The sequence below is a fragment of the Mesorhizobium sp. WSM3860 genome (assembly GCF_002294995.1).
GTDB lineage: Bacteria > Pseudomonadota > Alphaproteobacteria > Rhizobiales > Rhizobiaceae > Mesorhizobium.
Genome location: NZ_NSGF01000015.1, coordinates 15314 through 37156 on the forward strand (window position 1 = coordinate 15314; position 21843 = coordinate 37156).

A 21843-nucleotide genomic window follows, 5' to 3' on the forward strand; every position below is an offset into this window, starting at 1 on the left:
TTGGCTCTGCTAGCGTTGCAAAGATTGCCTCACGCTGTCGCTGGAGCCCGTGGCTTGACTGCAGTGCCCGATATCGAGTTTCGCGCGGTCACCAAGCGCTACGGCGCCGTCACGGCGGTTAGCGGCATAGACCTTGCCATCCCGCCCGCGGCCTTCGTCGCTCTACTCGGACCATCCGGCTGCGGCAAGACGACATGCCTGCGCATGATCGGCGGTTTCGAGCAGCCAAGCGAGGGCCAGGTGCTGATCCGCGGCCGCGACATGGCCGGAACGCCACCCTACCGGCGTCCGGTCAACATGGTGTTCCAGCAATACGCGCTCTTTCCGCATCTCGATGTCGAGGAGAACATCTCTTACGGACTGCGCCAGGCAAGGCCGCGTCTGTCGTCGCGCGAGATCAGCCTGAAGGCAGGCGAGGCGTTGGCCATGGTGCAGCTTGCCGGCTACGGACGCCGCAAGATCCACGAGCTTTCCGGCGGTCAGCAGCAGCGCGTCGCGCTCGCCCGGGCACTGGTCAACAAGCCGGCGGTGCTGTTGCTCGACGAGCCGCTGGCGGCGCTCGACAAGAAGCTGCGCACAGACATGCAGATCGAGCTGCAGAACCTGCAGCGCGAGATCGGCATCACCTTCGTGCTGGTCACCCACGATCAGGAGGAGGCGCTGTCGATGAGCGACTTTGTGTGCGTCATGAATGGCGGCCGCGTGGTGCAACTCGGCCAGCCGAGCGAGATCTATGACGAACCTGCCGACCTCTTCGTCGCGGATTTCGTCGGCAAGACCAATCTGCTGAGCGGCAAGGTGGCCGGCCTCTCCGGCGACCTCGTCGATGTGGCGCTTGCCGACGGCACGGTGATTTCGGCGCGCAAGCGGGTACCGCTCAGCCGGGGCGAGGCCGTATCCGTCAGCCTTCGGCCGGAATCGCTCAGCCTCTCGGCGCCCGGAGGCGGCGGCCTCAAGGGCATTGTCCGTAACCGCATCTTTCTTGGCTCGACCGCGGAATACGCGATCGAAGTGCAGAGCATTGGATCATTGCTCACCAAGGCCGATCACATGACTGGCCGGGGCAACCTTTTCAAGCCGGGCGAACCCGTCGCCATCGGCTTTGCCGCCGGAGCGCCGCTGGCGTTTCCGCAACCTAAGAACAACGGGACCAACCAGAGGGAAGACCAACATGTCAAAATCCTATCGTGACGGACTGCCGATAAGCCCTGAAAAATTCGTCGACCAATTGATGCGCCTGAAGCGCGGCTCGATCAGCCGGCGCGACTTCCTTGGCCTCACCGGCCTTGGTGTCGCGACAGCGGTGATGGCGCGCGAGCTCGGCATCATGCCGACACCGGCCTTCGCTGCCGAGAACCTCGGCGACCGCATGTCGATCGCCACCTGGCCGAACTACCATGACCCGCAGACCTTTGAGAATTTCAAGGCGGAGACCGGCGTGGCCGTCGAGGTCAACGTCTTCGGCTCGAATGAGGAGATGCTGGCCAAGCTGCAGGCCGGCGGCTCGGGCTGGAGCCTGTTCGTGCCGACCAACTACACCATTTCAACCTATAAGAAGCTTGGCATCATCGAGCCGCTGGACATGGCCAAGCTCGGCAATTTCGACGCCAGCAAGGAAGATGCGCGCTTCACCGCGGAAGGGACGATCGACGGCACAATCTACGCCGTGCCGAAGAACTGGGGCACGACCGGCTTTGCCGTCAACACCAAGAAGCTCGCCAAACCGATGTCGAGCTGGAAGGAATTCTGGGACACGGCCATGGCGGAAGGCGATGGCCGTACCATGGTGCACGACTACCAGCTGACCACGATCGGCAATGCGCTGAAATATTACGGCTATTCGTTCAACTCGCTGAAGCAGGACGAGCTCGCCAAGGCCGAGGAATTGCTGCTCAAGGTCAAGCCGCATCTGTTCGCGGTGTCGAGCGACTATCAGCCGTCGATGCGCGCCGGCGATGCCTGGATGACGATGTGCTGGACCAATGACGGGGCGCAGCTCCATCGCGACATCCCGGAGATCGCCTATGTGCTCGGGAAGGAAGGCGGCGAGATCTGGACCGACTTCTACGCCATCCCGAAGGATGCGCCGAACAAGCCGGCCGGCTACGCGCTGCTCAACTACCTGATGAACCCGAAGGTCGCGGTGAAGGAGCATCTGGCCAATGGCGCGCCCTCGATCGATGCGCGCGTCAACGCGCTGCTGCCGAAGGAGGTGATGGACAATCCGATCCTCTACCCGGCGGCGGACCTGTTGAAGCCGCTGGAGTTCGGCGCCGCCGCGACGCTCACCGATCCGGGGCGCGCCGAGCTGATGGCGCGCTTCAAGTCGGCTTGAGCGGACCTGACCACAAATCCGATCCAGGCAACGCGACCGGCGGGCAATTGCCCGCCGGCAGCGAAGCGGCCTTTTCGATGCGCGGCACCCTCCTTCGCAAAAACCTCATGACCGCGCTGCTGCTCGCGCCGGCGACGCTGTGGCTGGTGGTGTTCCTGGTCCTGCCGTTCGTCGCCATCGCTATCTTCAGCGTCGGCGAGCGGGCGCCGGAGGGCGGCTATCAGGCGGCTTTCACGCTGGCGCAATACGCCAATCTGCCGGCGCGGGCGACCGCGTTCTGGAACACGATGGTGCTGGCGCCGGTCGGTGCCTTCGCCTGCCTGCTCGTCGCCTATCCGGTCGCCTACTACCTGGCACTGCGCGCGCCGGAGCGCTGGCGGCTGATCCTGCTGGCGCTCGTCGTCATTCCGTTCTGGACCAGCCTTTTGATGCGCACCTATGCATGGATGTATGTGCTGGGCGGGCGCGGCATTCCGGCGTTGCTCGCCTATGTCGGCATCGAGGACGTCCGGCTGATCAACACGCCGGGCGCGGTGCTGCTCGGCATCGTCTACGGCTATCTGCCGCTGATGATCCTGCCGATCTATGTCAGCCTGGAGCGGCTTGACCGCCGGCTGCTGGAGGCCTCCGCCGATCTCGGCGCGACGCCGCTCTCCACCTTTTTCGGGGTCACGCTCAGGCTGTCGCTGCCGGGCGTGATGACCGGCTTTTCGCTGGTGATGATCCTGCTGCTCGGCGAGTATCTGATCCCGACTCTGCTCGGCGGCGGCAAGGTGTTCTTCATCGGCAACGCCTTGGTCGACCTCTTCCTGCAGTCGCGCAACTGGCCGTTCGGTTCGGCCATCGCCATCACGCTGGTGCTGGTCTCGGTGGTGGTGCTGATTGCCGCCAACCGCATCTCGGCCCGACTGTCGGGCGCGCGCAGGGTGGACCTGATCTGATGCGCGCCTTCGTCATTGCCGTCTTTGCCTTCCTCTATCTGCCGATCGCGCTGGTCGTGCTGTTCTCCTTCAACGCCGGCCACCATGCCAGCGAGTTCACCGGCTTCTCCGAGCAATGGTACGGCAAAGCGCTGTCGAACCCGTTCCTGGTCGAGGCGCTGAAGAATAGCCTGTTCATTGCCTCCACCAGCGCACTGCTCGCGGCCTTCTGCGGCACGGCCGCGGCGCTCGGGCTGCAGCGTGTCGGCGCGCGAACAAGGGGCGTGTTCGACGCGTTGCTGGGTGCTGCGATCGTTGTGCCGGGCGTGGTCATCGGCATCTCGACGCTGGTAGCCCTGGTGCAGCTCTTCGCCGTCGTTAATCCGTTCCTCGCTTCGGTTTGGCCGACCGACCAGCCGCCGCGCCTGGCGCTCGGCTACGGCTCGATCATCGCCGCTCACGGCCTGTTTTCGATGGCGCTGGTGACGATGATCGTCGGCACGCGGCTCAGCAGCCTCGACCGCAATCTGATCGAGGCCTCGAGCGATCTCTATGCGACACCGCTGACGACGTTCCGCTCGATCGTGCTGCCCCAGATCATGCCGGCGGTGACCGCCGGCTTCCTGCTCGCCTTCACCTTCTCCTTCGACGACTTCATCATCGCCTTCTTCGTCGCCGGCGCGCAGACGACGCTGCCGATCTATGTCTTTGCCTCGATCCGACGCGGCGTGACGCCGGAGATCAACGCCATCGCGACGATGGTGCTCGCCGCCTCGGTGCTGCTCGTCCTGCTCGCGCAATGGCAGCTCGGCCGACGAAAACCATCGCCTTGAAAGACAGATCCATGATTCTGAAAGATCGCATCGCCGTGGTGACGGGGGCCGGGTCGGGCATCGGGCGCGCCGGCGCCATGATCATGGCGCGGGAAGGGGCTGTCGTGGTGATCGCCGATCGGGATCCGGGGACAGGCGAGGCGACGGCGTGCGACATCCGCGAAGCCGGCGGCCGCGCCGAAGCAATTGCGACCGATGTCGGCAACGACACCGCGGTCGAGGACCTCATCGAGGGAACGCTCGGCAAGCACGGCCGGATCGACATCCTGCACAGCCATGCCGGCATCCAGGTCGGCGGCACGCTGACGGAAGTCAGCACCGACGGCATGGACGCGTCGTGGCGGATCAATGTGCGGGCGCAGTTCCTCGCGGCCAAGACCGTGATGCCGGCGATGATCGCGCAGGGCGGCGGCGTCATCCTCAACACTGCGTCCAATTCCGGCGTCTTCTACGATCGCGAGATGATCGCCTATGCCACGTCCAAGCATGCGGTGGTGGCGATGACCAGGCAGATGTCGCTCGACTACGCCAAACACAATGTGCGCATCAACGCGCTCTGTCCCGGCTGGGTCGACACGCCGTTCAACGAGCCGTTCATCACCCAGATGGGCGGGCGCAACGCGATCGAAAACTATGTCCGCACCAAGATCCCGATGGGGCGATGGGCGAGCGCAGAGGAAATCGCCGAAGCAATCCTGTTCCTGGTCTCCGACCGCTCGTCCTTCATGACCGGCCAGGCGCTGGTCGTCGACGGCGGCGAAAGCATCGGCTGAGGCGCCCTTGGCGAGCCTTCTAGCGGTCGACGGGATTTCCGAATGCCGGATCGCGGGGGCGGGAATAGGTGTCGATACGGGGCAGATCGTCGGAAAATTCCAGCCAGGGCAGACGCAGGCGCCAATAGGCATGGGCCTTTGGCCGAAACCGGTCCGGATGATTGAAGAAGCCGATCGTGACGTAGAGCTCGTCGTCCAGGCCTTCGTCGCGATAGGCGATCGAGGTGCCGCATTCCTCGCAGAAGCTGCGGACGATGCCCCGAGTTTTCGAGAATTCCCGGGGCTGGCCACGGGTCAAGCGGAACTGGTCCGGCCGATAGCCGACCCAGATGGTCAGCGGGCTTCCGATGGCCCGGCGGCAGTCGTCATCATGGTCGAAGCAGATCCAGAAAGGATCGCCCTGCATCTCGGCCGCGATCGCTCCGCAAAAACATGCCCCCGTTTCGATTCTGCTTTCCATCCCATCGCTCCTGATCGTGCTGAATTCCGTCGGCCGAGCGTTGCGCCGGTGACGTGCCCAGTGGGAACCTCAAAACCGGCAGCGAGTTCCTTCGGCCAGGCAACGCGCGGAGCGGTCCCATCGGGTGGGCTTGCGCCGGAAGCAACGATCGGTCAAACCATAGGCCAGGTTCCTTGAAGAGGTTTGCCGTGCAAATGGCAAAAAGACGCTCCCGCTCTCGTCTGTTTTCAGTTTCGGCCGCAAGAAACCGTCTTTCGGCAGGGTATCACTAGTCATGCGCTGCTGCCGGCACGAGAATCTGCAACGCGCAGAGGAGACCAAGGTCGGTTCGCATGTCGTTCGTGACGGCTGGACCGAGGGGGTATGCGGAGCGCTCGATCCGGCCTGTTGGCCGGCCATCAGGCGGGCGTCCGTCATTCAGATCACGTAGCTTGCAACGTTCAAACCGAGACGGACGTGCCCGCCGAAGCGACTTCTCCTTCGTACGGACATGACCGATGCCTGACAGACTGAATTCTTCATTCCCCAGCGGCGATCCGCAAAGCTGGCTGACCACACATGGAATAAGCGAGGTCGAGTGCCTCGTGCCCGATGTCAACGGTGTGCTGCGCGGCAAGGCCTTGCCGGCGGCCAAGTTCCTGAAGTCGCTCGAAGACCGTGCGCTCTACCTGCCGAGCAGCGCCTTCCTTGTCGCGATCGACGGCCGCTATTCCGGTTCCATCGATGAAGGGTTCGCCTATCAGGACCCCGACATGCGCATGGTGCCCGACCTGTCGACCCTCAGCTTTGCGCCCGGCGGCGGGGCCGGCAAGGCCTATGTCTTCGCCGATACGTTTCACATGGACGGCCGGCCGTGGATGGCTTCGCCGCGCCATGTGCTGAAGGCTGTGCTCGATCTTTACCGCCGGCGCGGCTGGCACGCTGTCATGGCGCCGGAGCTCGAATTCTACCTCACGGCGCCAAATCCCGATCCGGATCGGCCGCTGACCGCGCCAGTCGGGCGCAACGGCCGACCGGAAAGCGTGCAGCATCCCTACGACATGCAGGCGCTGGAGGAGTTCGAAGCGGTGACGCGTCGCCTCTATGATCACGCCGCGGCCGCCGGCTTGCCGCTCGACACGCTGATCCACGAATCCGGCACGGCGCAGCTCGAGATCAACTTCCTGCATGGCGACCCGCTGGCGCTGGCCGACAAGGTGTTGTTGTTCAAGCGCATGGCCAGGCAGGCGGCGCAGGCGAGCGGTATGCACGCCACCTTTATGGCGAAGCCGATCGCGGCGCAGGCCGGCAGCTCGATGCACCTTCACATGTCGATCGTGGACGAAAGCGGCGAACTCCTGTTTGCCGGCAAAGACGGCGAGGACACAGAAATGTTCGCGCACTTCATCGGCGGCCTGCAGAAATACGTGCCTGAAATCATGCCGCTGTTTGCACCCAACGTGAACTCGTATCGCCGCATCCGGCCGGGTCATAGCGCGCCGGCCAATATCGAATGGTCGCATGACAACCGCTCCTGCGGCTTGCGGGTGCCGATGGGCGGGCGCGCCGCGCGGCGGGTGGAGAACCGGCTGCCCGGCGCCGACGCCAATCCTTACCTCGCGATGGCCGGCTCGCTTATCGCCGGATATCTGGGCGTCGAGGAGAAGCTGGCCCGCTCGCTGGAGGCCTTCGGCAACGCCTATCGCAGCCAAAGCACGCTGCCCAAGACCATGGAGGAAGCGCTCGATCGTTTCGCCGCCTGCGAGCCGGTGCGGGCGCTACTCGGGGAGGATTTTTTCCAGACCTATCTGCGCGTGAAAAGCGTAGAGCTCGACCTGTTCCAGACCGTAGTGACGTCGTGGGAACGCGACCATCTGCTGCTCAAGGTGTGACCATGGCTTCCACGGGTTTCAATTCCGGTCTTGATATCGGCAAATCCTATTATGTCGCGACTGCCAATCCGGCGCCGGACCATCCGGCGCTCGTCGGCGATGTAGAAGCCGATCTGGTGGTGGTCGGTGGCGGCTGCACCGGGCTTTCGGCGGCACTCCATGCGGCCGAACGCGGCCTGAAAGTGGTGCTGCTCGAAGGCGGCAAGATCGGCTGGGGCGCCTCCGGGCGCAATGGCGGCCAGATGATCCCCGGCCTGCGCAAGGGGGCCAAGGGGCTGGTCAAGGCGTTCGGGACGGAGCGGGCGAAGGCGCTGTTCGATCTCGCCTTCGAGGCGCGGGGTCTGGTGCTCGACATCATCGAGCGCCACGGCATCGAGTGCGACTTGCGCCTGACCGGCCATCTGGTCGGCGCGGTCAACGGCTCCGACATGCGCGACTTCGAGGAAGAGGCCGAGTGCCTCGCCAAGGTGATGGACTTTCCGCATGTCGAGATCCTGTCGGCGGCGGAGGCGCGCCGAATGGTCGATACGCCCTATCTCGGTGCATCCTTCGAGACGCTCGGCGGCCATATGCATCCGCTGAACTACACGCTGGGGCTCGCGCGCGCCGCAGTCACTGGCGGCGTCACCATCCATGAGAACTCGGTTGCGGTGCGCCTCGAGCGCGAGCCAGCCATTCGTGTCTTCACCAACAAGGGCTCGGTCCGCGCCCGGCATGTGGTGCTGGCCGGCGATGCGCTGCTCAACGGGCTCGAGCCGCGCGTCAACAGCCGCATCATGCCGATCGGCAATTACATCGTCGCCACCGAGCCGTTGGGCGCGCGCAACGTCATCCCGTCCAACGCCGCGGTTTCGGACACGCTTTTCGTGGTCAACTACTACCGCATGTCGGCGGATGGCCGCCTGCTGTTCGGCGGCGGCGAGCGCTATACGCCCTCGCCGCCGGCCGACATTGCCGGCTTCGTACGGCCGCATATGGAAAAGACGTTCCCGCAGCTTAGGGGTTGCCGGATCGACCATGCCTGGGGCGGGCTCGTGTCGGTGACGACGTCGCGCCTGCCGCATGTCGGGCACTATGGCGAGGTCTATTTCGCGCATGGCTATTCCGGCAAGGGCGTCATCCTGTCGACGCTGTCGGGCAAGCTGCTCGCGGAAGCGATCACCGGCGACGCCTCGCGGCTCGACCTGTTTTCGACGCTGACACCGCTGCCGTTCCCCGGCGGCACGGCGCTGCGCGGGCCGCTCTATGTGCTCGGCATGCTGTGGTATGCGATGCGAGATCGCCTCAGGCATTGAGGCGACGGCGGAACTGCGCGCCGCAATCGACGAACCGGGCGCGGAACTACACGTCCTCGCCGAAAGCTAACTCGTCGGCTTGCCAGGTGTCGTGGTTGGTCAGCGCGATGTGGCAGCAGCCGGAGCCGTGACCCGGGGTCCAGGTCACGTTGGCGAAGCGCACGCCGGTTGCTTCGAACAGACCGCGGTCGAAGGCGCCGGCGATGCGGCAGAGCGTGGCAAGCTTTTCCGCGCCGACACCGGCCTCGACCCAGGCATCCTTCAGCGGGCAGCGCTTCACCTTGAAAGCGATGCGGTCCGGCCCGCGATCGACGTCGGTCGGGTACATGCGCCCGCCATCCGGGCTGACGGAAAGGAACGCCTCGCCGATCGCCAGCGCATCATTGGGGCCGAAACCGGCGAAAGCGGCGGCGGCAACTTCCCGGCCGCGCTTTTCGATGGTGCGGATCATCACTGCTTCGGCCTTCTCGGCGCCAAGCTCGGCGGTCAGCTCATCGAGGAAGAGGCGATAGAGATCGCCCCGGTTGCGAAAGGCGGAGTCGAGCTCGCGCGACAGTTTTTCGGCTCTGGCTGCGTCGGGGTCGGTCATGGTGTTTTGATCCTATTCAGCCTCGGCGTTGCCGCCACCAGCGCCTTGCCGATCGCCGATTGCGGGCTGGCGATGACGGTGCGTGCGTCGCCGCTCTCAGCGACCCGGCCGGCATCGAGGATCACGATGCGATGCGCGACGGCGCGGATGACGCCGAGATCATGCGAAATGAAGAGATAGGCGATCCGTTCCTGTCTTTGCAGGTCGAGCAGCAATTCCAGGATCTGTCCGCGCACCGAAACGTCGAGCGCCGATACCGCCTCGTCGAGGACGATCAGCGATGGTCGCGTGGCGATGGCGCGGGCGATCGCCACCCGCTGGCGCTGGCCGCCGGAAATCTCGTGGATAGCGCGCGCTGCAAGGCCGGCATCGAGGCCGACGCGCTCCAGGAGAGCTGCGATGCGGCGCGGGCGCTCCGAGCGCGAGGCGATGCCATGGATGCGCAAAGGGTCGTCCAGCACACGCGCCACGATGGAGCGCGGGTTGAAGGCGGCGAGCGGATCCTGGAAGACCATCTGGAGACGGGCGCGGCGGGCGCGCAACGCGGCGCCCGACAAGGCAAGGAAGTCCGCGCCCTCGAATTGGATGCGCCCGGCGTCAGGCTCGAGCAGGCGCAGCGCCAGCCGCGCGATCGTGGACTTGCCGCTGCCGGACGGGCCGGCGAGGGCCAGCGTTTCGGCCGGGCCGATCTCAAAGGAGACATCGTCGACCGCCGCAAAGGGTTTGCCGCCGCGGCGATAGCGCTTGGAAAGATTGGAGACGGCGAGCACGGTCATGCCGAGGCGCCTTGTCGGTCAAGAAGCGGCTTGGCGTCGAGGCCGAGATGGGCATCGAGCAGCGTGCGCGTGTAGGCATGGCGCGGCGCGTTTAGGATCTGGTCCGTCTCGCCCAATTCGATCAACTCGCCATGACGCAGCACCGCGATGCGTTCGGCGAGCGTGGCGGCGAGCGCGATGTCATGGCTGATGAAGGCGAGCGTCATGCCGTCCTCGGTGACCAATCCGCGGATCAGGGAAACGATCTCAGCCTGGACGATGGTGTCGAGCGCGCTGGTCGCCTCGTCCGCGATGAGCAGTTTCGGGCCGGCAGCAATGGCCGCGGCAATTGCCACGCGCTGCTTCTGGCCGCCGGACAGCTGGTGCGGACAGGCGCGCAGGGCGGCTTCGGGGTCCGGCAGGCGGACACGTTCGAGCAGGGTTTTGGCTTTGGCATAGGCATCGGCCCAGGCCAGGTTGAGATGGGTGCGGGCGACTTCGGCGATCTGCTTGCCGACCGGCATCACCGGGTCGAGGCTGGAGGAGGGGTCCTGGAAGACGAAGCCGATGTCTCGGCCGAGGAGAGGGATATTGTTATCGCCAATCGCGGATGGTCGGCGTTCCGGCACACCCCCCTCTACCCGACCGGGCATCTCCCCCGCAAGGGGGGAGATCAGGCCGTCATCTCGGCTTTCGCCAGTCTCCAACGTTGCAGAAGGTGAGCCGGCGACTAAGCTGCCAATCTCCCCCCTTGCGGGGGAGATGGCCGGCAGGCCAGAGGGGGGTGTGACGGACTGAGACTTCTGTAACAGGCTGGCTGACCACTCAATCGTCCCGCCAACTCTGGCACTCCTCGCCAACAATCTCGCAATCGCCAGCGCCAGCGTGCTTTTCCCCGAGCCGCTCTCACCGATGATTGCCAGCCGCTCCCCGGCTTCCACATCCAGGCTGATGCCCTTCAGCGCCGTTACCTCGACGCCGCCGCGCCGATACCGCACCGTCAGATCGCGGATCGAGAGCAGCGCGGTCACGACAGGCTCCTGCGTACCGCGGTGCTTTCCACCACGCCCTCGCCGGCGAGGTAAACGCCGAGCACGGTCAGCACCAGCGCGATACCGGGAACGATCGACAGAAAAGGCGCGGTGCGCAAAACAGTGCGGCCTTCGGCGATCATGCCGCCCCAGGTGACGCGGTTGGGATCGCCGAGGCCGAGGAAGGAAAGCGCTGCTTCGGTGAGGATGGCGGCCGCGACGATCACCGAGGACAGCGCCAGCACCGGCGGCAGCGCATTGGGCAGCACCTCGCGGAAAGCGATCTCCAGCGGATGCATGCCGATGACGCGGGCGCCGGCGACATAGTCGCGCTCGCGAATCGACAGCACTTCCGCGCGGGCAACGCGGGCCGGTCCCGTCCAGGCGCCGAGCGCGATGGCCGCGATCACCACACCAAGTGAGGGGCCGACGATGCTGACGAAGGCCAGCGCCAGCAAAAAACTCGGCACGGTCTGGAAGGCGTCGGTGATGCGCATCAGCACCTCGTCGATCAGGCCGCCAGCGAAGCCGGCCATCGTGCCCACCACCGCGCCGACCAGGAGCGCTGCTGCGGCCGCCGTTAGTCCAACCGCCAGCGAGGTGCGGGCGCCGTGGAAAAGCTCGGCCAGCACGTCGCGGCCGAGCCGGTCGGTGCCGAGCGGCAGCGACCAGTGCTGGAACGGCGACAGCAAGGCCGGGCCGGCGATCGCTTGCGGGTCGCCCGGAAAGAGCAGCGGCGCTGCCAGCGCCATGATGACGAGCAAGGCGAGGATGAGTGCGCCGGCGATCGCTTCCGGCGTCTGGAAAAAGCGATGCAGCCTCTTCATGCGCCCGCCTCGCCGGCGCCGACACGCGGATCGAGGAAGGCGTAGGCGAGATCGACCAGGAGGTTGATGACGATGACGAGGACGGCGCTCACCAAAATGATGCCGAGCAGCAGCGGCGTGTCGCGTCCGGCGACGGCTTCCTGCGCCAAGCGGCCGAGGCCCGGCACCGCAAAGACGCTTTCGATGACAACACTGCCGCCCAGCATCTGCGCCGATTGCAGGCCTAGCATGGTGACCAGCGGCAGCAGCGCGTTGCGGGCGACATGCGCAAGCACGAGGCGCCGGCGCGGCAAGCCTCTGGCGCGGGCGGCAAGCACGAAGTCCTGCCGCCAGGCTTCCGCCATGCCGGCGCGCATCATGCGCAGATAGAGCGCGAGATAGATGAAACCGAGCGCCGACACCGGCAGCACGAGATGGGTGGCGATGTCGCCAGCCCGCGCCAGCCCGGTCTTGGCCGAAGCGATGGTCTCGATGCCGCCGATCGGCAGCCAGCGCAGGTCGACGGCAAAGACGACGATCAACACGAGGCCGAGCCAGAAGCCGGGCACGGCATAGAGCGCCAGCGAGCCGATCGACAGGAAGCGGTCGCGAAAGCTGCCGGGACGCGCGCCGGCATAGATGCCGAGCGCCGAGCCGAGGCCGAAGGAGAGCGCGGTGGCGCTGCCCATCAGGATCAGCGTGGTCGGCAGTCGTTCGAGGATGACGTCGCGGATCGGCCGCGAGAAGGTGACGGACTGGCCAAGGTCGAGGTGCAAGAGCGCCCAGAGATAATTCGCGAGCCGGGTCAGCTCCGACTGGTCGAGGCCCCAGCGGTGGCGCAGCAATTCGATCATGCCGGCATCGCCGCCGGTCGAGACGATATAGGCGTCGACCGCGTCGCCGGGCGCGGCTTCGAGCAGCAGGAAGCTGCCGATGACGACGATGAGGAGAACGAAGACGCTGCCGACGAGACGGCGCCGGAGGAGGCGGATGGCGCGGGTCATGGCGAAGCCCTATCAGGGCCAACCCTTGGACGCCGCGCTCCTTCGCGCCCCCCTCTGTCCTGCCGGACATCTCCCCCACTTGGGGGGAGATCAGCCGTCATCGCGGCGTTCGCCAATCTCCAACGCTGCAGGAAGAGCGCCGGGGGCGAAACTGCCAATCTCCCCCCTCGTGGGGGAGATGTCCGGCAGGACAGAGGGGGGCGCGAAGGAACTCTCATTCTCAAAGCTCAGCACCCAGCCAGGCAATCCGCAAGTGTGAGATCAACCCGCCAAATAGGTGTCCGCCCAGTTCGACACCGCCCAGCGCGGGTTGTTGGCGATGTTGCCGACGGTGTCGCGGGCTACGGAAATGAAGCTCCATTCGGCGACGTTGATCAGCGGCAGGTCGGCCGCGACCTTTTTCTGGAATTCCTTGTAGAGCTCGGTGCGGGCGGCGGTGTCGAGCGTCTCGGATGCCTTGGCGATCAGCGCGTCGAGCTCGGGGTTCTTGTAGCCGCCCTGGTTGGAGAAGGGCACGCCGTCGGGGATGCCGCTCTGCACCAGGATGGTGGTCGAGATCGCCGGGTCGCCGCGGAACACCGGCGGGCCGACGGCGAGGTCGAAGGCGTGGTCGGTATAGACTGCCTTCATATGGGCGGCCGAGTCGTTGTTGACGATTTGGGCGTCGATGCCGATTGCGGCCAGCGCCTGGCGCAGGTAATCGCCGAACTGTTTGGTCTCGTTGAAATAGGGCGCCGGCAGCAGTTTCAGCGCAAAGCGCTTGCCGTCGTCGGCGCGCTTGTAGCCGGCCTCGTCAAGCAGTTCGTTGGCCTTGGCGACGTCGAAGGGGTAGGTCGGGACGTCGGCGGTGTAGAATTGCGGATCGTGCTTCGGCACCGGACCAGTTGCAGTCGCGGCGTAGCCGAGGAAGATTGTCTTGACGACGAAATCCTTGTCGATGGCATGCGCGATCGCCTGCCGCACTTTCAGATCGGCCAGTTCCTTGCGGCGATGGTTGATCTCGACGACGAGCTGGTAGGTCAGCCCTTCATAGCCCTTGGTGATGACCTTCAGGCCCGGCACCTTTGAGATGCGGTCGAGGTCGGCGAGCGGCACGGCGGAGAAGGCGGCGAGCTGGATCTCTTCAGCCTCGAGCGCCGCGGCCGCAGAGGTCCGGTCGGGCAGCACTTGGTAGACGATCTCGTCGAGATAGGGCTCGTCCTTGCCCCAATAGGCATCGTTCCGAACAAGCCGATAATACTGGCCGGCCTTGTATTCGGCGAATTTGAACGGGCCGGTGCCGACCGGAGCGTTATTGGCCGGGTTGTCCTCGATCTTGCCCACCTCATAGATGTGCTTCGGCACGACGCTGCTCAATGCCGGCAGCGCGTTACGGATCAGCTGGAACGGCGTCGGCTTGGCGAATTTGAACACGGCCGTCAGCTCGTCGGGCGTGTCGACGGCTTCAAGGTCCTTGAACACCGTGCGGCCGAGATTCTGCAGCGGCTTCCAGACCTGCAGCGCGGAAAAAGCGACGTCGGCGGAGGTGAAGGGCTTGCCGTCATGCCATTTGACGCCGTCGCGCAGTTTGAAGGTCACCGACCGGCCATCGGCCGCACCTTCCCAGGAACGCGCAAGGCGCGGCTGAAGCCCGTCCTTGCCGTCGAAGGAGGCCTCTGCCAGCGTCTCTACCACCTTGCTGGAGATGAAGAAGACGTCGTTGGAAGCGACAATAGCCGGATTGAGGTTGCGCGGCTCGGAGTCGGCGGCGACGATCAACCTGCCACCCTTCTTCGGCGTCTGCGCCCGGCCGATGGCCGGCAACGCGGTCGAGGCCAGAAGCAGCGCCGAGCCGGCCAGCAGGCCGCGGCGTGAAATCGTCAATCCGGACATCCTCAAACTCCCCTCTTCACTCGCGACCGGCGCGGGCACCCTCAAAATGAGCGGGATTATGGCGCTTGGCAAAGGTTTCGCCAGAGACGGATTTGGCGCATGCTGGCTTGGCTTTGAAATTTTCGTCCACTGGACCAGTTATATCGGTCGGCGGTCGCGGCTATCTGGTACGACCAGACTAAGACGTCGATGGCCTGCAGCCAAGCAGAGAGGGCGCGATTGGCCGGATGTTGTCAGTTCTGGCTGGACCAGAGCGACCCATATGGTGCAGATTTGGCCGCAAGCGGCAGTTTCAAGACATTTGACTGCTTGAGCGGCCGAGGAAATCAGGGAGGGACAGATGAACATCGCTCCGGGCAAAACCGAGGTCCGCGGCATGCCGTTCAGTCAGGCGCGGGTGGACCGGCTGATGGAGGAGGCCGGCATCGATGTGCTTTTCGCCACCTCCAAGCACAACACGCAATATCTGCTCGGCGGCTACAAGTTCATCTTTTTCGCGGCGATGGACGCCATCGGCCATAGCCGCTACTTGCCGATCGTCATTTATGAGAAAGGCGGGCCGGAGCATGCAGCCTATATCGGCAACAAGATGGAAGGCGGCGAGCACCAGAACCATCCGTTCTGGACGCCGACATTGCATGCCGCTTGCTGGGGCACGCTCGACGCCGCCAATCTAGCCGTCGAGCATCTGCTGAAGATCGGCAAGGGAGCTGCGCGCATCGGCATCGAGCCGGGCTTCCTGCCGTCGGACGCCTATACGCTGATCCGCAAGGCGTTGCCGGACGCGAAGCTAGTCGACGCGACCGGCATGCTGGAGAACATGCGCGCCATCAAGACCGACGCGGAGCTCGAAAAACTGCGGATCGCCTCAGAGCTGATCACCGATTCGATGCTGGCAACGATCGCGTGGGCGCGTGAAGGCACGACCAAGACCGACATCATCGAGCAGCTCAGGCGCGAGGAGACCAATCGCGGCGCGCATTTCGAATATTGCCTGCTGACGTTGGGCTCCAGCCACAACCGCGCCGCCTCAAGCCAGGCATGGAAGACGGGCGAGGTGCTGTCGATCGATTCCGGCGGCAATTATCACGGCTATATCGGCGACCTCTGCCGCATGGGCGTGCTCGGCGAGCCGGATGCCGAGCTGGAAGATTTGCTGGCTGAAGTCGAGGCTGTGCAGCAGGCAGCCTTTTCCAAAGTAATGGCGGGCACGCTCGGCGGCGACATGATCGTGCATGCCGAGAGCGTGCTGAAGGCCTCGAAGGTCGCGGCCTATACGGATTTCTTCGCCCACGGCATGGGGCTGATCACGCATGAGGCGCCGTTCCTGATGACCAACCATCCGGTCACCTATGAAGGCACCTATGCGGCCAAGCCGCTGGAGAAGAACATGGTGCTTTCGGTCGAGACCACAATGCTTCACCCGACGCGCGGCTTCATCAAGCTCGAGGATACCGTGGCGGTGACCGAGACCGGCTATGTGATGTTCGGCGATCGTGGCCGCGGATGGAACAAGGGCGGGATCGCCTAGAGCGCGCCCCGAAATCCAATCACTCCGAATGATCGAATTCAAACCTCGGGCGCCTTCTGCGGACTCGTAGGAAGCAGGCTTCGTCGTGCGCGCGCTCCGAGCCGGGTGTATCTTGCTGACATGAGTTGGGCCCGGCGCCCTCGGGCTCCTACCAGACCAGTTAGGTCGGGCCAGTAGCAGGAGGAAGTTATGGCAGACGTGACATCTAATCAGAACTCCGAGCTCGTTCGGCGGGGTTATGCCGCCTTCAACTCGGGAGACATGGACACGCTCACGCAAATCATCGACGAGAAATGCACGTGGCACAGCCCGGGGAGGAATCCGATCGCCGGGGACTACAAAGGCCGTGAGGCAACTTTTGGCCAGTTCGGCCGCTATGGCGGTGAAACCCTTGGCACCTTCAGGGCGAATCTTCTGCATGTCATGGAAAGTGAGGACGGACATGTGGTCGGCGTCCATCGCAATACCGGGGAACGCAACGGCACACAGCTAGATGTGCTCTGTTGCATTGTCTTCGACATCAGGGACGGCAAGGTAGTTGACGGCCGGGAGCACTTCTACGACCTCTACGCCTGGGATGCATTCTGGGCTTAGCCTCTATTCGAGACACCTCGCACGATATTGTTCGCGTGTCTCCGCACACCTGTTCGCTATGTCCCCGTACATACCTGGAGAGGTGATTGCCAAGCAAACCGGTGGTCGAATAACGACCGCAAACCATTCGACATCAATTGCTTGCCTCGCGCGGCAGCAGCTCGAAATCCGGCAGGTCACGCAGCGCCAGCTCCGGGCCGGCCGGCGAATAGACGACGAAAAGCTGCATCGGCTGATCGCCCGTGTTGAGGGTCGAGTGGAAGCGGCTTTCCGGCACATAGATGGTGCAGCCGGGACCGACCTTGGCGACCACCGGATTGCCCTTCTCGTCCTCGACCATCTGTTCGCCATGGCCGGAGATCACGAAGATGATCTCCTCCGCGCCCGGGTGGTTGTGGCGGGTGTGCCCCTTGCCGGGCGGCAGGTCGACGACGCCGCCGGAAAAGCGTTCCGCGCCGTTCACTTCCGGAGCGACCGTCAGCGCCAGCTTGCCCCAGTCGAAGCCGAAGGCGCTGACATCCTTTGGATAAACGAACACCTTGCTCTTGTCGGCCATGGCCTCATCCCTTCCTAATTGCTGGCAATTTTCGCTTTGCCGATTGCCGCGGCCTTGAAATCCGCCGTCTGCCTGGCGATCGCCGCCTCGGCCGGCAGCCGTTCCATCGAGCTTGCGCCATAGAAGCCGTGCAGGCCTTCGCAGCGCTCGAGGATGTAGCGCGCATCGTCGGGCATCGAGATCGGCCCGCCATGGCAAAGCAGGATGACATCCTTGCGCACCGAGCGCGCGGCGTCGGCAATGGCATCGATCTCCTTGACGCAGGCATCGAGCGACTTCGCCGAAGTGGCCCCGATCGAGCCGCCGGTCGTCACGCCCATATGGGCCACGACGACGTCGGCACCCGCCTTGGTCATGGCGCGCGCCTCGTCCGGATTGAAGACGTAGGGCGTGGTCAAAAGGTCGAGCTTATGCGCCTCGGCGACCATGTCGACCTCGAGGCCAAAGCCCATGCCGGTCTCCTCGAAGCTTTGCCGCATGGTGCCGTCGAACAGACCGACGGTCGGAAAATTCTGCACGCCGGAAAAGCCCATCGTCTTCAGTTCGGCGAGAAACAGCGGCATGATAACGAAGGGGTCGGTGGCGTTGACGCCGGCCAGAACCGGCGTCTTCTTCACCACCGGCAGCACCTCATAGGCCATTTCCTTGACGATCTCGTTGGCATTGCCATAGGCGAGCAGGCCGGCGGCCGAGCCGCGCCCGGCCATGCGGTAACGGCCGGAATTGTAGATGATGATGAGATCGATGCCGCCGGCTTCCTCGGCCTTCGCCGACAGTCCGGTACCGGCGCCGCCGCCGACGATGGGCGCGCCATCCGCGATCATCTTGCGGAACTTTTCCAGGATTTCTTTGCGCGGGATGGCGGCCATGCTTGTCCGGTCTCACTTCTTGGCAATGTCGAGGAAGGCCTCGGCCGCGGCCTTGGCGAATGCAGGATCATTGATGTGCAGCGGCAGGCGCGTCACGGCGCGGTTCTTCGTCGGCTTGATCGTGCGTTCAATGGCCTCGAACAGCGCCGCGTCGGCTTCCGGATCGAAGAAGGCGCCGCCTTCGATATCGAGCGCCGATACGCCCTTTTCCGGGATCAGGAAGCGCACGGGGCCCTCGCAACGGGCGAGGCGGCCGCCGATCCATTCGCCGATCCGGCGGCACTCCTCGGCGGTGGTGCGCATCAGCGTGACGTTCGGATTGTGCTCATAGAACAGCCGCCCGCGATGTTTCTCGGGGATACTCGGCGGCGCCCAGAAGTTCACCATGTCGAGCGCGCCGACCGAGCCGACATAGGGCAGTCTCGTGCGAGCAATGGCGCCGAAGCGGTCCTCCGTCGCCGGCAGCACGCCGCCGAACAGCAGATCGCAGACCTCCGTTGTGGTGATGTCAAGGACGCCGGCGAGCAGGCCGCTATCGGCAAGCTTCTCCATCGAGCGGCCACCGGTGCCGGTGGCGTGGAAGACCATGCAGTCATAGTCGGCGCGCAAGCGCTCGACCATTGCCGTGACACAGGGCGTGGTGACGCCGAACATCGTCAAGCCCAGCGCCGGCTTGCCGGCAGTTGACATCGCCGGCCTGGCCGCCATGCCGGCGATCGCCTGGGCGGCGTTGTGCAGCACGACGCGCGACAGGCGATTGAGGCCGGCCATGTCGGTCACCGACGGCATCATGACGATGTCGGAGACATCGACGTAAGGCGCGGTATCGCTGGAGGCCAGCGTCGAGACCATGATCTTCGGCAGACCGAGCGGCAGTGCGCGCATACCTGCGGTGACAATCGATGTGCCGCCGCCGCCGCCAATGCCGATCACGCCGGCGACGTCGTCGCGCGAGCGGATGAAGCGGGTAAAGGCGACGCCCATGCGGGCCACGGCGGTACCGCGATCGTCGATGCCGAGCACCGCGCCGGCTCCATCGGGATGATGCGCGGCGACCTCGCTTGCCGCGACATCCACTGGGACGGTCGCGCCGCGTGTGCCGGTATCGACGCGGACGACCGCGCCGCCGGCAGAGGTGACGGCGTCGGCCAGGAAGGCAAGTTCCTCGCCCTTGGTGTCGGCTGTGCCGACCACATAGATGCGCTTCATCCGCGTTTCCCCGTTGTCTCTCCCGGTTGGCCAGCCTGCTCGGCGCTGCCGCCTGCCGCTTCTTGCCTGGCGCTCGGTCAGGCCATTGCAATTTTTTGAGACGCGCGTATCGTATTGATATGGATGTCTCACGTCAACAAGCCACTTCCGACGATGCCGAGCAGCTGACGGCCGGGAAGGGGGCCCGCGCCCGTACCAGGCGGCTGATGCTGGAGACGGCGACGCGGCTGATGCAGTCCGGCGTGACGCCTTCGGTCAGCGAGGTTGCGGAGGCTGCGGAAGTGTCGCGCGCGACTGCCTATCGCTACTTTCCGAGCCAGGCCGCGCTGGTGCAGGCGGTCGTCGACGAGGGGCTCGGACCGATCCTGACCTGGAAATCGAATTCGAAAGATCCGGAACGGCGGGTCGCCGAACTGTTCGCCTCCGCCATGCCGCGCATCGAGGCTTTCGAGGCGACGTTCAAGGCGGCGCTCAAGCTTTCGCTCGACCAGTGGGCGCGACGGCAGGCCGGCACGCTGGGCACCGAACCGGCTTTCACGCGCGGCCATCGCGTCGACCTCCTGAAGGACGCGATCGCACCGCTCAAGGGTCAGCTCAAACCGCGCCAGTTCAGGCGTCTTGCCCAGGCGCTGTCGATGATGTTCGGTGTTGAAGTGCTGATCGTGCTGAAGGATATGTGGGGGCTGAACAGCCGTGACATGATGGCGGTGGCCGAGTGGGCGGCGGGCGCGCTGGTGCGCGCGGCGGTGGCGGAATCGGCAGGGAAGGCGAGTCGAGGTTCGGCATCAGCCAAGACGGGGATGTCCTGAATCTGGTTCGACCAGATTGCGAAGGCTGTCAACAATAATGACCGCAATACATCGCTGGAGACAAGGTCTCCATATATCAAGGAGTAGGAAAAATTAGGGAAAACAGAGAGATACCCCGTTGATCGGCTTATAGGACCGTTTTTGACTGCATAAGAAAGAACTTGACGTCCCTCTCGAATTGGTAATACCAGATCAGGACGAGTAAAGCGGATTGAAGGTGAAGGCTGCGAGCCACTTTCCGGCCGGGCGAGGAGGCCCGAAATCGGAGAGTGCCGTCACGGGAGGAACTGCCAGGGCCGACCGCTATGCCGGCCCGCATGACAAGGTAGAATGCGCACAAGGGAGGAAAACTATGCGCAAGATAGTGACCAGCGTGATCGCTGGTATTGGGCTGGCGCTTGCCTGCGGGACATCCGTCCGCGCGCAAGACAAGGAACTCACCATCTTCTGGGCGGAATGGGATCCGGCGAACTACCTGCAGGAACTCGTCAACGACTACACGGCCGAGACGGGCGTGAAAGTCACGGTGCAGACCACGCCGTGGCCTGATTTCCAGACCAAGGCCTTCACCGAGTTCAACGCGCATGGCGACGCCTACGACATGGTGGTCGGCGACTCGCAATGGCTGGGCGCCGGCTCGACGCAGGGCCACTATGTGGATCTGACCGACTTCTTCAACCAGCATAAGCTTGGCGATGTGATGGCGCCCGCCACCATCAAGTATTATGCCGAATACCCTGGCGGTTCCGGCAAGTACTGGGCGATCCCGCTAGAAGGCGATGCGATCGGCTGGTCCTATCGCAAGGACTGGTTCGAGGACCCGAAGGAGAAGGAAGCCTTCAAGGCGAAATACGGCTACGACCTCGACATCCCGAAGACCTACGCGCAGCTGCGCGACATCGCCGAGTTCTTCCACCGTCCGGACCAGAAGCGCTACGGCGTCGCCATCTACACCGACAATTCCTATGACGCGATGGCGATGGGCGTTGAAAGCGCCATCTTCAGCTATGGCGGCGATCTCGGCGACTACGCGACCTACAAGGTCGACGGCATCATCAATTCCAAGGAGGCCGTCGCCGGCCTCGACATGTACAAGGAACTCTACAAGTTCACGCCTCCCGGCTGGGGCAAGACCTTCTTCGTGGAGGACAACCAGGCGATCACCGGCGGCCTCGCCGCGATGAGCATGAACTTCTTCGCCTTCTTCCCGCCGCTGGTGAACAAAGCCACCAACCCGTATGCCGACGTCACCGGCTTCTTCGCCAACCCGGCCGGTCCGGACGGCAAGCGCTTCGCCGCTCTCGGCGGTCAGGGCATCTCCGTCGTCTCGTACTCGAAGAACAAGGACGAGGCGATGAAATTCCTTGAGTGGTTCATCAAGGACGAGACCCAGAAGAAATGGGCCGAGCTCGGTGGCTACACCTGCAGCCAGGCCGTGCTGAAGTCGGAGGCCTTCCAGAACGCTACGCCGTATAACAAGGCCTTCTACGACACGATGTTCATGGTCAAGGACTTCTGGGCAACGCCCGAATATGCCGAAGTGCTCGATCAACTGAACCAGAACATCTATCCGTTCGTGGTCGGCGGCAAGGGCACCGCCCAGGAGGCGCTCGACAAGACGGCCGCCGACTGGAAGGCGACGTTCACCAAGTACAATCGCTACAAGTAAGCATCACAGTCGGAATGCCGGAGGAGGGTTTCCCCTCCGGCATTCCTGTTTTCAGGGAGAAC

The 21843-nt window shown here is 64.3% G+C and carries 21 protein-coding genes; 11 read left to right on the forward strand and 10 right to left on the reverse strand.

All coding sequences use genetic code 11. The features are described 5' to 3' along the window. Window positions 1-54 precede the first annotated feature (54 nt). From CK220_RS21835 to CK220_RS21855, 5 genes are all read left to right on the forward strand, one after another. Complete coding sequence (locus tag CK220_RS21835; RefSeq protein ID WP_095813522.1) at window positions 55-1191, forward strand: ABC transporter ATP-binding protein; 1137 nt, start codon at window positions 55-57, stop codon at window positions 1189-1191. After that, complete coding sequence (locus CK220_RS21840) at window positions 1172-2335, forward strand: spermidine/putrescine ABC transporter substrate-binding protein (RefSeq protein WP_095813523.1); 1164 nt, start codon at window positions 1172-1174, stop codon at window positions 2333-2335. Before CK220_RS21835 ends, CK220_RS21840 begins: the two co-directional genes overlap by 20 nt. A 77-nt stretch (window positions 2336-2412) precedes the next feature. Then, the gene (locus CK220_RS21845) at window positions 2413-3276 is read left to right on the forward strand and encodes an ABC transporter permease (RefSeq protein WP_095813632.1); all 864 of its coding nucleotides are present in this window, start codon (window positions 2413-2415) and stop codon (window positions 3274-3276) included. Further along, window positions 3276-4088: an ABC transporter permease gene (locus tag CK220_RS21850; RefSeq protein WP_095813524.1), complete on the forward strand. Its 813-nt coding sequence runs from the start codon at window positions 3276-3278 to the stop codon at window positions 4086-4088. Before CK220_RS21845 ends, CK220_RS21850 begins: the two co-directional genes overlap by 1 nt. A gap of 11 nt (window positions 4089-4099) precedes the next feature. Further along, complete coding sequence (locus tag CK220_RS21855) at window positions 4100-4861, forward strand: glucose 1-dehydrogenase (RefSeq protein WP_095813525.1); 762 nt, start codon at window positions 4100-4102, stop codon at window positions 4859-4861. Window positions 4862-4880: 19 nt separating this feature from the next. On the opposite strand, the gene CK220_RS21860 is transcribed toward CK220_RS21855, so the two are convergent. Continuing rightward, entirely contained in the window at window positions 4881-5321 is a 441-nt protein-coding gene (locus CK220_RS21860; protein WP_095813526.1) for a GFA family protein, read from the reverse strand. A gap of 497 nt (window positions 5322-5818) precedes the next feature. On the opposite strand from CK220_RS21860, the gene CK220_RS21865 reads away from it, so the two are divergent. Continuing rightward, window positions 5819-7192: a glutamine synthetase family protein gene (locus tag CK220_RS21865; protein WP_095813527.1), complete on the forward strand. Its 1374-nt coding sequence runs from the start codon at window positions 5819-5821 to the stop codon at window positions 7190-7192. Between the two features lie 2 nt (window positions 7193-7194). After that, window positions 7195-8487, forward strand: coding sequence for an FAD-binding oxidoreductase (locus CK220_RS21870; protein WP_176479157.1), 1293 nt, complete (start codon window positions 7195-7197; stop codon window positions 8485-8487). 46 nt (window positions 8488-8533) lie between these two features. Here CK220_RS21870 and CK220_RS21875 read toward each other — a convergent pair whose 3' ends face one another. From CK220_RS21875 to CK220_RS21905, 6 genes are all read right to left on the reverse strand, one after another. Continuing rightward, window positions 8534-9076 (reverse strand): L-2-amino-thiazoline-4-carboxylic acid hydrolase, encoded by a 543-nt coding sequence (locus tag CK220_RS21875; RefSeq protein WP_095813529.1) that lies wholly within the window; start codon window positions 9074-9076, stop codon window positions 8534-8536. Beyond that, complete coding sequence (locus tag CK220_RS21880; protein WP_095813530.1) at window positions 9073-9852, reverse strand: ATP-binding cassette domain-containing protein; 780 nt, start codon at window positions 9850-9852, stop codon at window positions 9073-9075. The genes CK220_RS21875 and CK220_RS21880 overlap by 4 nt, the downstream gene beginning before the upstream one ends. Further along, window positions 9849-10862, reverse strand: a complete 1014-nt coding sequence (locus tag CK220_RS21885; RefSeq protein WP_176479158.1) for an ABC transporter ATP-binding protein — start codon at window positions 10860-10862, stop codon at window positions 9849-9851. Before CK220_RS21885 ends, CK220_RS21880 begins: the two co-directional genes overlap by 4 nt. After that, the gene (locus CK220_RS21890; protein ID WP_095813531.1) at window positions 10859-11689 is read right to left on the reverse strand and encodes an ABC transporter permease; all 831 of its coding nucleotides are present in this window, start codon (window positions 11687-11689) and stop codon (window positions 10859-10861) included. The genes CK220_RS21885 and CK220_RS21890 overlap by 4 nt, the downstream gene beginning before the upstream one ends. Continuing rightward, complete coding sequence (locus tag CK220_RS21895; RefSeq protein ID WP_095813532.1) at window positions 11686-12672, reverse strand: ABC transporter permease; 987 nt, start codon at window positions 12670-12672, stop codon at window positions 11686-11688. Before CK220_RS21895 ends, CK220_RS21890 begins: the two co-directional genes overlap by 4 nt. Before the next feature lie 261 nt (window positions 12673-12933). Continuing rightward, a complete protein-coding gene (locus tag CK220_RS21905; RefSeq protein ID WP_095813533.1) occupies window positions 12934-14544 on the reverse strand; it encodes an ABC transporter substrate-binding protein in 1611 nt (536 codons plus the stop codon). Window positions 14545-14884: 340 nt separating this feature from the next. Here CK220_RS21905 and CK220_RS21910 point away from each other — a divergent pair, with 340 nt between their 5' ends. Both CK220_RS21910 and CK220_RS21915 read left to right on the forward strand, forming a co-directional pair. Then, window positions 14885-16075 (forward strand): Xaa-Pro peptidase family protein, encoded by a 1191-nt coding sequence (locus tag CK220_RS21910; protein ID WP_095813534.1) that lies wholly within the window; start codon window positions 14885-14887, stop codon window positions 16073-16075. Window positions 16076-16264: 189 nt separating this feature from the next. Then, window positions 16265-16669, forward strand: coding sequence for a nuclear transport factor 2 family protein (locus tag CK220_RS21915; RefSeq protein ID WP_095813535.1), 405 nt, complete (start codon window positions 16265-16267; stop codon window positions 16667-16669). 133 nt (window positions 16670-16802) lie between these two features. On the opposite strand, the gene CK220_RS21920 is transcribed toward CK220_RS21915, so the two are convergent. From CK220_RS21920 to CK220_RS21930, 3 genes are read right to left on the reverse strand one after another with little or no spacing between them, the layout of a single operon-like run. Further along, window positions 16803-17225: a cupin domain-containing protein gene (locus tag CK220_RS21920; RefSeq protein WP_095813536.1), complete on the reverse strand. Its 423-nt coding sequence runs from the start codon at window positions 17223-17225 to the stop codon at window positions 16803-16805. 14 nt (window positions 17226-17239) lie between these two features. After that, the gene (locus tag CK220_RS21925; RefSeq protein WP_095813537.1) at window positions 17240-18094 is read right to left on the reverse strand and encodes a phosphoenolpyruvate hydrolase family protein; all 855 of its coding nucleotides are present in this window, start codon (window positions 18092-18094) and stop codon (window positions 17240-17242) included. Window positions 18095-18106: 12 nt separating this feature from the next. Further along, entirely contained in the window at window positions 18107-19303 is a 1197-nt protein-coding gene (locus CK220_RS21930; RefSeq protein WP_095813538.1) for a Tm-1-like ATP-binding domain-containing protein, read from the reverse strand. 119 nt (window positions 19304-19422) lie between these two features. Here CK220_RS21930 and CK220_RS21935 point away from each other — a divergent pair, with 119 nt between their 5' ends. Together CK220_RS21935 and CK220_RS21940 are read left to right on the forward strand one after the other, a co-directional pair. Beyond that, window positions 19423-20112 carry a TetR/AcrR family transcriptional regulator gene (locus tag CK220_RS21935; protein WP_095813539.1) on the forward strand — a complete coding sequence of 230 codons (690 nt, stop codon included), beginning with the start codon at window positions 19423-19425 and terminating at the stop codon, window positions 20110-20112. A 352-nt stretch (window positions 20113-20464) separates the two neighbouring features. Further along, window positions 20465-21781 (forward strand): extracellular solute-binding protein, encoded by a 1317-nt coding sequence (locus CK220_RS21940; RefSeq protein WP_095813540.1) that lies wholly within the window; start codon window positions 20465-20467, stop codon window positions 21779-21781. The last annotated feature ends 62 nt before the right edge of the window (window positions 21782-21843 follow it).